Consider the following 13,349-nt stretch of genomic DNA (forward strand, 5'->3'; position numbering starts at 1 on the left):
GTCACACGTCTCCCGCGATCGAGTTGCGCTCACTGGGCTGCACGTAGACGACTCCGTCGCCCTCGAAGCGGATCTGGAAGGCCTCGCCGCCGCCCTCGCCCATGAACGTGCGGAACGTCACGCCGGACTGGAAGGACTGCCGCAGATCACCCTGATGGGCGATGTACGCGCCCGGGTCGACGGTCAGCGGGTACTGCGAGCTGACCCGCAGCACGACCGCCGGGCCGTCCGACATGATCGCGGCCTGGCCGTGTCCCTCGATCGTCGTCGTGAAGAGCCCGTTGCCCTGCGAGGCTCCCCTGAGCCCCGTGAAGGACGTGCCCGTACGCAGCCCCGCGTCGGTCGCGAGCAGGTTGCTCGACTCGACGAAGAGCTTGTCACCCTGGAGGCTCACCAGGTTGATCTCACTGGCCCGGTCGGCGAACCAGCACGTGCCCCGGCCCTTCACCTCCATGAGGGTCATCTGCTCGCCGGTGATCCGGCGCGTCACCATGCCGCGGATGCCTTCGCCGCCGCCGCTGAGTTTCTTGAAGGCCATCTGACCGTCGTACGCGACCATGGAGCCGTTCTTCGCCTTCACGGCGTCGCCGGTCATGTCGACGGCCAGCACCTTGCTGCCTTGTAGTCGGAACATCGCCACGAGGTGAAGGTATCGGGCGGGAAGTCTCCGCCGACAGGTCCCACGGGTGGAGAACGACCCGGAGCGTTCCCCTAGGGGCCTCGTCCAGTTATCGTCCCGGGACCCCTGAGGCGGCCCGTCGGCACTCCAATGCCACAATGGGCGGACGCTTGTGCGCTCATTCACAAACACCGAAGGTGACCCGTGGACATCAAGACCGCTTCCGCCCTACGCCGTCTCCGTCTGGTCTCCGCCCCGGAGGCCGTCTCGTTCCTGCTGCTGCTCGTCTGTTCGGTGCTGAAGCGGACCACGGACTTCAACGCGGTGCCGGTGATGGGCATGGTCCACGGAGTGCTCTTCGTGCTGTACGTGATCTTCTGGGCCGATGCGTGGAACCGGGCGAAGTGGGGTCCGAAGACCGCGGCGCTCTACTTCGTCCTGTCCGTGCTGCCGACGGGCGGCTTCTTCGCCGAGCGCAAGCTCAAGGGTGAGGCCGAGGCCGCGGTCATCGCGTCCCGTGCGCGCAACGAGGGGATCGTGGGCGCATGATCGTCGCCTTTTCCGTGACGCCGCTGGGGGTCGGGGAGGACGTGGGGGAGTACGTGGCGGACGCGGTGCGGGTCGTTCGTGAGTCGGGGCTGCCGAACCGGACCGATGCGATGTTCACGTCGCTTGAGGGGGAGTGGGACGAGGTGATGGACGTGGTCCGGCGGGCGGTGGCCGCGGTCGAGGCGCGGGCGCCTCGGGTGTCGCTCGTCCTGAAGGCGGACATCCGGCCGGGTGTGACGGACGGGCTCACGTCCAAGGTGTCGACGGTGGAGCGCCACCTGTCCGCATGACGCGGTCGGCTGCGCCCCTGTATGGGTGCGTGAGGTGACGCTGCCGGTCCGTTTCCGACTGCGGCCCGGTGGGGGTGCCCCGCGCAGTTCCCCGCGCCCCTTTGGGGCGCGCCGGCGCCGCGGGCCCGTCTCCGACTGCGCCCCGGCGGGGGCTGATCGCGCAGTTCCCCGCGCCCCCCAAAAGCCCCGCACCCGACCGCCGCTTTCAGACGCGCGGGGAACGCCGCACCCAGCCACACCCGGCCGCCGCTTTCAGGGGCGCGGGGAACGGCGCGCCCAGCCACGTACGGCTCGCACCCGGCCGCCGCTTTTAGGGGCGCGGGGAACTGCGCGCTCAGCCACACACGACCGGCACCCGGCTGCCGAGTTGAGGGGCGCGGGGAACGGCGCGGCCGGCCACATACGGCCCGCGCCCGGATGTCGGCTTCAGGGGCGCGGGGAACTGCGCGGCCAGCCATACACGACCCGCACCCGACGGTGGAGCCCCCCGCCCCGCCGTCGGAGACAACACCCACCTGGACCCTCTCCGTTCGACACGCCGACGTAATGCCACTTTTGTGTGGGTATCGGCTTGTTCGATCACTGGGCACTGGAGGGCGCTGTGCGGCCGGAGGGCTACGACTACGACACCCACAGCAGGTTGGCCGGACCGCTCACGGAGCCGTCCGGCTCGGCCTACCGGGTGCAGTACACCAAGCTCCTGTCGAGCGAGCCCCACCGAATACGAGCCGTCCTGCTCATGACGCTCGCCCCGGTGCTCACAGGACTGCTCCTGGTCTACCTGGTGTGGCCCACCCACTGGGTGGAGCGCGAGGGCGGCGCCCGCTGGCTGGTCGGCCTCGACGTCACGATGCTCGTGGCGATCGGCCTCATCGAACTCTTCATGGTCGTCAACGTCGTGTCGATCGCCCACGCGACGATGGTGGCCAGAGATCCCGTCCCCGTCACCCCCGCGAAGGGCACCCGGGTCGCGTTCCTGACCACCTTCGTCCCCGGCAAGGAACCGCTCTCGATGGTCCGCGCCACCCTCGAAGGGGCCGTCAGGGTCACCCACACCGGCCCGCTCGACGTCTGGCTCCTGGACGAAGGGGACGACGCGCAGGCGAAGGCGCTGTGCGAAGAGCTCGGCGTCCGGCACTTCACGCGGCACGGTGTTCCCGAGTGGAACAGGGCCAAGGGCGTCCACAAGACCCGTACCAAGCACGGCAACTACAACGCGTGGATCGCGATGCACGGCGGCAGTTACGACTTCTTCGCCTCCGTCGACACGGACCACGTCCCGCTCCCGGAGTTCCTGGAACGGATGATGGGCTACTTCCGCGACCCGGACGTCGCCTTCGTCGTCGGCCCGCAGGTGTACGGCAACTACACCACCCCCGTCACCAAGGCGGCCGAGTCCCAGCAGTTCCTCTTCCACGCCCTGATCCAGCGCGCCGGCAACCGCTACCGCGCCCCCATGTTCGTCGGCACCAACAACGTCGTACGGATCGCGGCCGTCAAGCAGGTCGGCGGCCTGTACGACTCCATCACCGAGGACATGGCCACCGGCTTCGAGGTGCACCGGCACAGGAACCCGAGGACGGGCCACCACTGGGAGTCCGTCTACACCCCTGACGTACTCGCCGTCGGTGAGGGCCCCGCCTCCTGGACCGACTTCTTCACCCAGCAGATGCGCTGGTCGCGCGGTACCTACGAGACGCTGTTCAAGCAGTACTGGAAGGCACCCTTCTCGATGCCGCCCGGCCGGCTGTTCTCGTACACGCTGATGCTCGTCTACTACCCGATGACGGCCGTCAACTGGCTGCTGGGCATCCTCAGCTGCGTCCTGTTCCTGTGCTTCGGCGCGTCCGGCACCCAGGTCTCGGCCTCCGTGTGGCTGATGCTCTACAGCGACGCCGCCGCACTCCAGGTCGGGCTGTATCTGTGGAACCGGCGGCACAACGTCTCCCCGCACGAACCGGAGGGGTCGGGAGGTCTGGCGGGCATGGCGATGTCGGCCCTCTCCGCGCCCATCTACCTGAAGTCCCTGGGCGCGGCCCTCATCCGCCGTCCCAGCCGTTTCGTCATCACCCCCAAGGGCGGCGACGCCAGCCCCGACCGCGTCGCGACCTTCCGTATCCATCTCTTCTGGGCGGCGGTCCTGACGTCGTCTCTGGTCGCGTCGTTCGTGCTCGACCACACCCACGCGGCCATGCGCACCTGGGCGGTCCTCGCGCTGGCCATCTCCCTCGCCCCGGTGGCGGTGTGGGCCGCCACCCGTGCCCGGACCCGCAGGGCCGACCGGCACCTCGTGCCCTCCGTCCGGATCGGCGAAGCGGCCGAGCCCGCCCCGGCCCTCGCGGGCAGCGCCGCCGCAACGGTCTCCAGCAGTACGACAGGAGGTAGCTAGGCCATGGCCCACCGGCCCTTGAAGACGGCGTCAGTGAAGAACGCGTCACTGAAGAGGACGCTTTCGAAGAAGACCCAGAAGCGGCTGCTCGGCGTCGGCGGTGTCGCGCTGCTCGCCGGACTCAACGCGCCGGCCGCCATCGGCTTCGCCTCGGAGCAGTACCACGAGTACAAGATCGCCCAGCCCGGCTACCAGGCGAAGTACGGCTCGTGGAAGCAGCTCGACATCCCCGACGAGTTCCGCACCAACGCCATCCACGCGGCGCTCCTGCACACCGGCAAGGTGCTGATCGTCGCCGGGTCCGGCAACGAGCAGAAGAAGTTCGACAAGGGGTCCTTCGACACGATCCTGTGGGACCCGAAGGCCGACACCTTCAAGAAGATCGCCACACCGGCCGACTTCTTCTGCGCCGGACACGCCCAACTGCCCAGCGGCCGCATGCTCGTGGCGGGCGGCACGGCCCGCTACGAACTGCTCGACGGCGAGGTCGAGCGGGCCGGTGGCGGTATGCGCGTGAAGAACGAGAACCCGGACCGGACCATCGCCCTCAGGAAGGGCACCCGTTTCCGCTCGCCCTCCGGCGTCGAGTACGTCAGCCGTTTCGACGTCACCGTGCCCAAGGCCAAGCGCACCCAGGAGATCACCTACAACAGGGCAGGCGTCATGCAGCCCTGGAAGACGAAGGTCAAGGCGAGCGAGGCCCGGGTCTTCGTCGAGGCCACCGAGGACGGCCCGGCCCCCGTCACGGACAAGAGCGCCCAGTACGAGATCCTCGGCCTCAAGGGCAAGGACGCCGACAACACGTACGGCCTCTCCGAGAAGATCACCATGGAGAAGCAGGACTTCCAGGGGATCAGGGCCGCCTACGAGTTCGACCCGACGGCGGAGAAGTACGTGCCCGTCGAGCCGATGGACAAGGCCCGCTGGTACCCGACGCTCGTCGGACTGCAGGACGGCAAGGTGCTCGCGGTCTCCGGACTCGACGACGTCGGTGTGATCGACCCCGGGGACAACGAGATCTACGATCCGGGGACGAAGAAGTGGAACCCCGGCCCCAAGCGCTACTTCCCCACCTACCCGGCCCTCTTCCTCACCAAGGGCGGCAAGCTCTTCTACCCGGCCTCGAACGCCGGTTACGGGCCCGCCGAACTCGGCCGTGACGCGGGGCTGTGGGACCTGAAGACCAACAAGTTCCAGAAGGTGCCCGGCCTGAGCGACCGGGACACCACGGAGACCTCGGCCTCGCTCCTGCTGCCGCCCGCCCAGGACCAGAAGGTGATGATCCTCGGCGGCGGAGGGGTCGGCGAGTCCAAGAAGTCGACCTCGCGCACGGCCGTCGTCGACCTCAAGAAGGCGAACCCCGCCTTCGAGGACGGCCCCGACCTGCCGCAGGGCACCCGCTATCTGAACAGCGTGATCATGCCGGACGACTCGGTGTTCACGTCCAACGGCGCCAAGGACTACCGCGGGCGCGGCGCCAGCAACATCCACAAGGCGCAGTTCTACGACCCGAAGTCCAACTCGTTCCGTACGGCCGCCGCACCGAAGGTCGGCCGCAACTACCACTCCGAGGCCCTCCTGCTGCCCGACGGCCGGATCGCCACCTTCGGCTCCGACCCGCTCTTCGACGACCAGCAGAACACCAAGCTCGGCCACTTCGAACAGCGCATGGAAGTCTTCACCCCGCCCGCCCTGCACAAGAACGGCAAGAGCCGCCCCGTCCTCGGGGACGGACCGCAGGAGGTGGACGGCGAGGGCCGCGCCACCTTCGCGACCCGGCACCCGGACAAGGTCGTGAACGCCCGGCTGATGCGGCCCAGCGCGGTCACGCACACCACGGACGTCGAGCAGCGGTCCATCGCACTGGGGCTCACCAGGTCCAAGGACTCGGTGACGGTGGACGTACCGAAGGACCGGACGCTGGTGCCGCCCGGCTGGTACATGCTGTTCGTGTCGGACGCGGACGGGACGCCGTCCGAGGCGAAGTGGGTGCAGGTGAAGTGATGAGGGCGCGGGCGGCCTACCGGGGCTCGGAGTTGCGGGCCAGACCCAGGGCGTAGTCCGCCCACCACTGTCCGGCCGCGGGGCCTCCGCGGCACTGCCCGTCCGACTCCCCGGGCCGTTTGATCCACAAGTAGGCGTCCACCACCGGGTCGCCGGTGTCGGTGGTGGGCGGGGTGCCGAGCGCCCGGCCCGGCGGATTGCACCAGGCCTGCGCGCGGTCGCCCCGCAGCGGGCCGTTGCCGTTGCGGCTGGTGTCCACCACGAAGTGCTTGCCCCCGAGAGCCTCCGAGAGGCGGCGGCCGTACTCCTTGGTGATCCCGTCCGTCTGGAAGTTGGAGACGTTCAGGGCGAAGCCGTCGGCGTGCGCGACACCGGCCCGCCCGAGGGGCGCCACGAGCTTCTGCGGCTCCTCGATCCAGTCCGGGTTGCCCGCGTCCAGGTACACCTTCGTGTGCGGTTGCTCCTTCAGTCGCACGATCGCCTCGGAGAGCAACTGCTCGCGCTGCGCGTGGTACTCGCCCGGTGTGCAGCCGTCCACGATGTGGGCGACCGCGTCGGGCTCAAGGACGACCAGCGCGGGACTGTCGCCCAGGGCCCGCGCGAACCGGTCGATCCAGTCCCGGTAGGCGGTCGCGTCGTGCGCCCCGCCCGCCGAGTGCTGACCGCAGTCGCGGTGCGGGATGGCGTACGCGACGAACACGGGCGTACGTCCTTCCCTTGCCGCCGCCCCCGTCGCCTCCCTGATCGTCGGCTCGGGGTGGTCGCCGGCCGGCCACAGCGCCGCGGGGCGGTCCGCGATGCGCTTGAGCAGTTTCGCGTCGTTCCCCCGTCCCTGCCGCTCCCACGCCCGGGCCTGCCGGGCGGCGGGGCTCTGCGGGTCGATCCAGAACGGGGAGCCGGCGGCGGGGCTCGCCTGCGCGCCGGTCTGCCGGGCGAGGGCGGCCGGGCCACCCTCGGACGGGGACGAGCAGCCGGTCACGAGCCCCAGCGCGGCGGACGCGGCGGACGCGGCGGACGCGACGAACACGGCGAGCGCCGCGCGGGTACGGCTGCGGGTACGGGTCGGCCGGAACATCCTGCCCCCTTGGGCGAAGGTGACCGTCAGTGACGGTTTTCCGGTCATCGTGACATAACGGATCTATCGGGCACTGGTACGACACCGCGAGGCCACGGGACCTCGCCCCCTGTCGGCCCGTCAGATCCCGCCCGAGGCCAGCGCGATGCCGAGCGGTGTCCTCTCGTACAGCACCTGGTGCCCGTACCGGTGCGAGACGAGCAGGCCGGCGTCACGCAGCGCCGACAGGTGCGCGGAGACGGACGAGGGCGCGAGGCCCAGGCGGTGCGCGAGGGCCGTGGTGGCGGTGGGTTCCGCGAGCGCGGCCAGTACGGCGGCCCGGCCCCGGCCCAGCAGCCGTACGAGGGCTTCGGGAGTGCGGTCGGACGGCTCGGCCCACAGGCCCCCGATGCCCCGCGCCGGGTAGACCAGCGCCGGCTGCCAGGGCGGATCGAAGCCGCTCACCACGTCCGGCCAGGTGAAGACGCTGGGCATCAGCACCAGTCCCCGGCCGCCCAGTTCGCGTACGTGCTCGCCCCGTGAGTCGACCGTGAGCCTGCCCGCGTCCCAGGCGACCCGCCGGTCCAGTTCGGGCAGCAGTCCGGCGAGACCCACCTCGGCGAGACGACGGGAGTGGAAGGCGATGTCCGCCTCCAGGAGGGCCCGGAGCCTCGGCCAGGCGGGTTCCACGAGGGTGTGCCAGGCCGCCTCCATCGTGTCCGCCAGCTCCCGCACCGCGCGGGCGGGGTCGGCGAGCATCGCCCGGCCGGCCGGGGACCCGGTGGCGCCCGGGGTGTCCGCTAGGGAGAGCGCGAGCTCGGCCCGCGCGACCTCGGGGCCCGTGGCGCGCACGGCGGCGATCTCCTCCTCGAAGGTGGCCGCGGGCCCGATCGGAGGCGGCATCAGACAGTCCGGGCTGTTCCCGCGCTGCGGCATCAGCAGCCACAGGGGCTCCAGGTCCAGCTCGGCCGCCGCCGCACGGATGCGGCGCAGCCAGGCGGGGTGGTAGCCCTGCCGCTCCGGTCGCCGCAGGGTGCGTACCGCCTCGTGCGTCTCCCACAGGGGCGACAGCGCGAAACGGCAGTTGAGGAAGTCGTCCTCCCCGAAGTGGAGGTGGTACGGCATCACGCCTCCCGGAGGTTCGGCTCGAAGATTCGGCCTGGGCCGAAACTCTATGGTGCCCGGCACGGTCACGCGACGCTGCTTCCCATGCCAGAGAAAACACAGACCGCGAGGCAGACCCCCGAGCCTTCCGTCGACGCGCGGGGGAGCGGATACGGCCGGGCCTTCGCCGTCGGGGAGTTCCGGTTCGTCTTCGCCGCGCACGCGCTGTCCCTGCTGGGCGTCGTCGTCAGCGAGATCGCCCTGACCGTACTCGTGTACGAGCTGACGGGATCGCCGCTGCTCAGCGCCCTGGCCTTCGCGCTGGGCTTCCTGCCGTACCTCGTGGGCGGGACGCTGCTGTCCGGGGTGGCCGACCGGTTCCCGGCCCGGCGCGTACTCGTCGTGTGCGACCTCGTGTGCGCCGGATGCGCGGCGCTGATGGCCCTGCCGGCCACCCCCGTCGCCGCCCTGCTCGCCCTGCGGTGCGCCATCGCGGCCGTCTCGCCGGTGTTCAGCGGCACCCGGATGGCCACGCTGGCGGAGATCCTCGGGGACGGCGACCTGTTCGTGCTTGGCCGCTCCCTGCTGCGGATCGTGTCGCAGAGCGCCGTGCTCGTGGGCTTCGGCCTGGGCGGTGTCCTGCTGGCCTTCGTACCGCCGCGCGGGGCGCTGGTCATCACCTTCGGCACCTTCCTCGCCTCCGCGCTGCTGCTGCGCGTCGGCACCCGGCGCAGGCCCGCGCGGACCGGCGGCGGACCGCTGATGCGGTACTCGCTCGCCGGCACCCGGCAGGTCCTGGCCGACCGCCGGATCCGGTCGCTGCTCCTGCTGCTCTGGGTGCCGCCGATGTTCGTCGTCGCGCCGGAGGCACTCGCCGCCGCGTACGCGGACGAGATCGGGGTGGGCACGGCCTGGGTCGGGCTGCTGATGTGCGCGATGCCCGTCGGGACGATCGCGGGGGAGCTGTACGCGGGCGCCGCCCTGTCACCGGCGGCCCGCTCCCGGATCGTGCTGCCCCTGGCCGGCTGCGGCCTGCTGCCGCTGCTCGCCTACCCGTTCCGTCCGGACCTCGGCTGGATCCTGCTCGCGCTGCTGCTCGCCGGGTCGACGGGCGCGTACACGCTGGGGCTCGACCGCTGGTTCGTGGACGCCGTGCCGGAGGAGCTGCGCGGGCGGGCCATGACCGTGCACACGGCCGGGCTGATGACCATCCAGGGCGTGGGTATGGCGCTGGCCGGGGCGGCGGCCGAGTTCTGGCCGGTCAGCACGGTGGTGGGCGCGGTCGGTGTGCTCGGGACGGTGTGCTGCCTGCTGCTGGCGGTCGAGGTGCGGCGAACGGGAAAGGTGGCGGGCGGGGCCGCCCGGAAGAGGTGAAGGAGAGGGGTGGGGCCGTTCGCAAGAGGTGACGGAGAGGGCTGGGGAAAGCGGGCGCATACCGAAAGGCGAGACGGGGCTGACCACGATATGACCGGCCGGTAGGGTCTTTGCCGTGCCGAAGCCGCTCAGCCTTGCCTTCGATCCCATCGCCCGAGCCGACGAACTCTGGAAACAGCGCTGGGGGTCCGTGCCGTCCATGGGCGCGATCACGTCGATCATGCGCGCGCACCAGATCCTCCTCGCCGAGGTCGACGCGATCGTCAAGCCGTACGGGCTGACGTTCGCCCGCTACGAGGCGCTGGTGCTGCTCACCTTCTCCAAGGCCGGTGAACTGCCGATGTCCAAGATCGGCGAGCGGCTGATGGTGCACCCGACGTCCGTGACGAACACCGTGGACCGGCTCGTACGGTCCGGGCTCGTCGACAAACGGCCCAATCCCAACGACGGACGCGGCACCCTCGCCTCCATCACCGACAAGGGCCGCGAGGTCTGCGACGCGGCCACCCGCGACCTGATGGCGATGGAGTTCGGGCTCGGCGCGTACGACGCGGAGGAGTGCCGGGAGATCTTCGCGATGCTGAGACCGCTGAGGGTGGCGGCGCACGACTTCGACGAGGAGTAGGGCGCGCGCGGCACCGCGGCTCCGCGGCGCCGCGGGACGCGGGGGCGCGCGAAGATCGTGGCAAACCGGTGGTTACGCTCGTAGCCATGAAAAAGAGCGTGCTGACCCGCTACCGCGTCATGGCCTACGTCACCGGTGTCCTGCTGGTCCTGCTGGTCCTCGGGATGATCGGCAAGTACGTGCTCGACCTGGACGGCGCCGCGGACTTCACGCGTGTCGTCAGCGTCGCGCACGGCTGGCTGTACGTCGTCTACCTGGTCTTCGCCTTCGATCTGGGTTCCAAGGCGAAGTGGCCGGTGCCGAAGCTCCTGTGGGTGCTGCTCGCGGGTACGGTCCCCACCGCCGCCTTCTTCGTGGAGCGCAAGGTCAGCCGCGAGCTGGAGTCCAAGGTCACAGAGGACCCGGGCGCGGTCGCGAAGGCGTAGCGCCGTACCGGCCTGACCAGCCGTACCGCGCTCGTCGGCCTCACCCGTTTCAGGGACCCCGCCACCGCCACGGACGTATCCGTGGCGGTCTGCCATCGACATTTACTAGGACGTCCTAGTAAATTCGAGAGTATGGATGCTGACGCCATCGAGGAGGGCCGCCGACGCTGGCAGGCCCGTTACGACGCTGCACGCAAGCGTGACGCCGACTTCACCACGCTCTCCGGGGATCCCGTGGAACCGGTCTACGGGCCGCGGCCCGGGGACGCCTACGAGGGGTTCGAGCGGATCGGCTGGCCCGGGGAGTACCCGTACACGCGGGGGCTGCACGCGACGGGCTACCGGGGGCGGACGTGGACCATCCGGCAGTTCGCCGGTTTCGGGAACGCCCAGCAGACCAACGAGCGCTACAAGACGATCCTCGCCAACGGCGGGGGCGGGCTGTCCGTGGCCTTCGACATGCCCACGCTCATGGGACGCGACTCCGACGACCCGCGCGCGCTCGGCGAGGTCGGCCACTGCGGGGTCGCGATCGACTCCGCGGCCGACATGGAGGTCCTGTTCGAGGATATCCCGCTGGGTGACGTGACGACGTCGATGACGATCAGCGGGCCGGCCGTGCCGGTCTTCTGCATGTACCTGGTGGCCGCCGAGCGGCAGGGCGTGGACCCGGCCCTGCTCAACGGCACGCTCCAGACCGACATCTTCAAGGAGTACATCGCGCAGAAGGAGTGGCTCTTCGAGCCCGAGCCCCATCTGCGGCTCATCGGCGACCTGATGGAGCACTGCGCGGCGAAGATCCCCGCGTACAAGCCGCTGTCGGTCTCCGGCTACCACATCCGCGAGGCCGGTTCGACGGCCGCGCAGGAGCTGGCGTACACCCTGGCGGACGGCTTCGGGTACGTGGAGCTGGGGCTCAGCCGTGGCATGGACGTCGATGTGTTCGCCCCCGGCCTCTCCTTCTTCTTCGACGCGCACCTCGACTTCTTCGAGGAGATCGCCAAGTTCCGGGCGGCGCGGCGGATCTGGGCGCGGTGGATGCGGGACGTGTACGGGGCGCGGTCGGACAAGGCGCAGTGGCTGCGGTTCCACACGCAGACCGCCGGTGTCTCGCTGACGGCCCAGCAGCCGTACAACAACGTGGTCCGTACGGCGGTCGAGGCGCTGGCCGCGGTGCTGGGCGGCACCAACTCGCTCCACACGAACGCGCTGGACGAGACGCTCGCGCTGCCGTCCGAGCAGGCGGCGGAGATCGCCCTGCGTACGCAGCAGGTGCTGATGGAGGAGACCGGCGTCGCCAACGTCGCGGATCCGCTGGGCGGTTCCTGGTACGTCGAGCAGCTGACCGACCGGATCGAGGCGGACGCGGAGAAGATCTTCGAGCAGATCAGGGAACGGGGCCTGCGGGCCCACCCCGACGGGCGGCACCCCATCGGGCCGATCACCTCCGGGATCCTGCGCGGGATCGAGGACGGGTGGTTCACCGGGGAGATCGCCGAGTCCGCGTTCCAGTACCAGCGGGCGCTGGAGAAGGACGACAAGCGGGTCGTGGGGGTGAACGTCCACCACGGGTCGGTCACCGGTGACCTGGAGATCCTGCGGGTCAGCCATGAGGTGGAGCGCGACCAGGTCCGTGAGCTGGGCGGCCGGCGGGCCGCGCGGGACGAGGCGGCCGTACGGTCCTCGCTGGCCGCGATGCTCGCCGCCGCGCGGGACGGGTCGAACATGATCGGCCCGATGCTGGACGCGGTGCGGGTGGAGGCGACGCTGGGGGAGATCTGTGACGTGCTGCGGGAGGAGTGGGGGGTGTACACGGAGCCGCCGGGGTTCTGAGCGGCCGTCTCCTTCCCGTCCCCGGTCGTACGGGTGTCAGGACGCCGCCCGCCGTCGGCCGTGCCGGAGGGGGCGATCGGAGGGAGCGCGGACTCCGTCAACCGGTCGAAGAGCGTGCGGTATCGGGACAGGTGCTCCTGAGTGTCACGGGAGATCGGCTCACTCGGATGTTCCCGTACGACCGCTGGGGCCACTGCCCCATGGGCCTGTCCCGGGCCGGCGGGAAACTCGTCCGGTGCGAGCTGGGCGGTTGACGGCGGTCAGGTGGGGGAGATCGTGGTCAGCCCGCCCAGCAGCAGCTGGGTGAAGTCGCGGGCCCAGTCGGTGTCCACCGGCTTCGAGCTGACCAGACAGCGGTGTACGACCGAGCCCGCGATCACGTCGAAGATCAGGTCCGTGCCGCGGGCGGCCGTCTCCGGGTCGTTCTCCACGGGCAACTCCCCGCGGGCCTGGGCGCGGGCGCGGCCCTGCGTGACGAGGTGCTTCTGGCGGTCGACGATGGACGAGCGGATCCGGTCGCGCAGCGGGGCGTCGCCGGTCGACTCGGCGACCACGGCCATCAGCGCGGTCTTGGCCTCCGGACGGCTCAGAATCGCCGCGAACTGGAGCACCACCACCTCGATGTCCGCGGCGAGACTTCCCCGGTCGGGCAGTTCCAGTTCGTCGAAGAGGGCCGCCACCGCGTCGACCACCAGCTCGTTCTTGCCCGCCCAGCGCCGGTATAGCGTCGTTTTCGCGACACCCGCGCGGGTGGCCACGTCGCCCAGTGTCAGACCCGACCAGCCCAGGTCCACGAGAGCCGCACGCGTCGCCGCCAGGATCGCCTCGTCGGCCTCGACGCTGCGCGGACGTCCCGTACGGGGGGCGGAACTGCGACTCTGCATGTCGGCGACCATATCCGGACGTTCCGCGTAGGGGGATCCTGTGGACGGGTGAGGGAGATCACCGGGACGGGCTTCCCCGGGCTGTCCCGGGACAGTTACGCTACGGCTCGTAGCGAAAGCGCGACGCGAGAGCCCGCGCCCAGCTTCGTACGTGAGCGACGACCACGCGGCGCCAGGTGGGGACCCGGCATCGGAAACA

At 70.5% G+C, this 13,349-nt stretch carries 12 protein-coding genes; 8 read left to right on the plus strand and 4 right to left on the minus strand.

The window, feature by feature from the left end; all coding sequences use genetic code 11:
* Position 1: 1 nt before the first annotated feature.
* Positions 2-634 carry an AIM24 family protein gene (locus ACH4DZ_RS12495; protein WP_398287009.1) on the minus strand — a complete coding sequence of 211 codons (633 nt, stop codon included), beginning with the start codon at positions 632-634 and terminating at the stop codon, positions 2-4.
* 189 nt (positions 635-823) lie between these two features.
* On the opposite strand from ACH4DZ_RS12495, the gene ACH4DZ_RS12500 reads away from it, so the two are divergent.
* The 4 genes from ACH4DZ_RS12500 to ACH4DZ_RS12515 all read left to right on the plus strand — a co-directional run bounded on the left by ACH4DZ_RS12500 (position 824) and on the right by ACH4DZ_RS12515 (position 5,851).
* Complete coding sequence (locus tag ACH4DZ_RS12500) at positions 824-1,168, plus strand: DUF3817 domain-containing protein (RefSeq protein ID WP_398287010.1); 345 nt, start codon at positions 824-826, stop codon at positions 1,166-1,168.
* The gene (locus ACH4DZ_RS12505) at positions 1,165-1,458 is read left to right on the plus strand and encodes an MTH1187 family thiamine-binding protein (protein ID WP_314414260.1); all 294 of its coding nucleotides are present in this window, start codon (positions 1,165-1,167) and stop codon (positions 1,456-1,458) included. The genes ACH4DZ_RS12500 and ACH4DZ_RS12505 overlap by 4 nt, the downstream gene beginning before the upstream one ends.
* Before the next feature lie 601 nt (positions 1,459-2,059).
* A complete protein-coding gene (locus ACH4DZ_RS12510) occupies positions 2,060-3,847 on the plus strand; it encodes a glycosyltransferase family 2 protein (RefSeq protein WP_398287089.1) in 1,788 nt (595 codons plus the stop codon).
* 3 nt (positions 3,848-3,850) lie between these two features.
* Positions 3,851-5,851 (plus strand): galactose oxidase-like domain-containing protein, encoded by a 2,001-nt coding sequence (locus ACH4DZ_RS12515; protein ID WP_398287011.1) that lies wholly within the window; start codon positions 3,851-3,853, stop codon positions 5,849-5,851.
* A 16-nt stretch (positions 5,852-5,867) separates the two neighbouring features.
* On the opposite strand, the gene ACH4DZ_RS12520 is transcribed toward ACH4DZ_RS12515, so the two are convergent.
* Together ACH4DZ_RS12520 and ACH4DZ_RS12525 are read right to left on the minus strand one after the other, a co-directional pair.
* Complete coding sequence (locus ACH4DZ_RS12520) at positions 5,868-6,926, minus strand: glycoside hydrolase family 6 protein (RefSeq protein WP_398287090.1); 1,059 nt, start codon at positions 6,924-6,926, stop codon at positions 5,868-5,870.
* A 120-nt stretch (positions 6,927-7,046) separates the two neighbouring features.
* Positions 7,047-8,030: a DUF5937 family protein gene (locus ACH4DZ_RS12525; RefSeq protein ID WP_398287012.1), complete on the minus strand. Its 984-nt coding sequence runs from the start codon at positions 8,028-8,030 to the stop codon at positions 7,047-7,049.
* An 84-nt stretch (positions 8,031-8,114) separates the two neighbouring features.
* On the opposite strand from ACH4DZ_RS12525, the gene ACH4DZ_RS12530 reads away from it, so the two are divergent.
* The 4 genes from ACH4DZ_RS12530 to ACH4DZ_RS12545 all read left to right on the plus strand — a co-directional run bounded on the left by ACH4DZ_RS12530 (position 8,115) and on the right by ACH4DZ_RS12545 (position 12,266).
* Positions 8,115-9,383: an MFS transporter gene (locus ACH4DZ_RS12530; protein ID WP_398287013.1), complete on the plus strand. Its 1,269-nt coding sequence runs from the start codon at positions 8,115-8,117 to the stop codon at positions 9,381-9,383.
* Positions 9,384-9,498: 115 nt separating this feature from the next.
* Positions 9,499-10,008 (plus strand): MarR family winged helix-turn-helix transcriptional regulator, encoded by a 510-nt coding sequence (locus ACH4DZ_RS12535; protein ID WP_398287014.1) that lies wholly within the window; start codon positions 9,499-9,501, stop codon positions 10,006-10,008.
* A gap of 86 nt (positions 10,009-10,094) precedes the next feature.
* The gene (locus ACH4DZ_RS12540) at positions 10,095-10,433 is read left to right on the plus strand and encodes a DUF3817 domain-containing protein (RefSeq protein WP_189773405.1); all 339 of its coding nucleotides are present in this window, start codon (positions 10,095-10,097) and stop codon (positions 10,431-10,433) included.
* Between the two features lie 132 nt (positions 10,434-10,565).
* Positions 10,566-12,266, plus strand: a complete 1,701-nt coding sequence (locus tag ACH4DZ_RS12545; RefSeq protein ID WP_398287015.1) for a methylmalonyl-CoA mutase — start codon at positions 10,566-10,568, stop codon at positions 12,264-12,266.
* Positions 12,267-12,526: 260 nt separating this feature from the next.
* Here the strand turns inward: ACH4DZ_RS12545 and ACH4DZ_RS12550 are convergent, their stop codons facing one another.
* Positions 12,527-13,150: a TetR/AcrR family transcriptional regulator gene (locus ACH4DZ_RS12550; RefSeq protein ID WP_398287016.1), complete on the minus strand. Its 624-nt coding sequence runs from the start codon at positions 13,148-13,150 to the stop codon at positions 12,527-12,529.
* Between the last annotated feature and the right edge of the window lie 199 nt (positions 13,151-13,349).

Source organism: Streptomyces sp. NPDC017991 (assembly GCF_044328075.1).
Classification (GTDB): domain Bacteria; phylum Actinomycetota; class Actinomycetes; order Streptomycetales; family Streptomycetaceae; genus Streptomyces.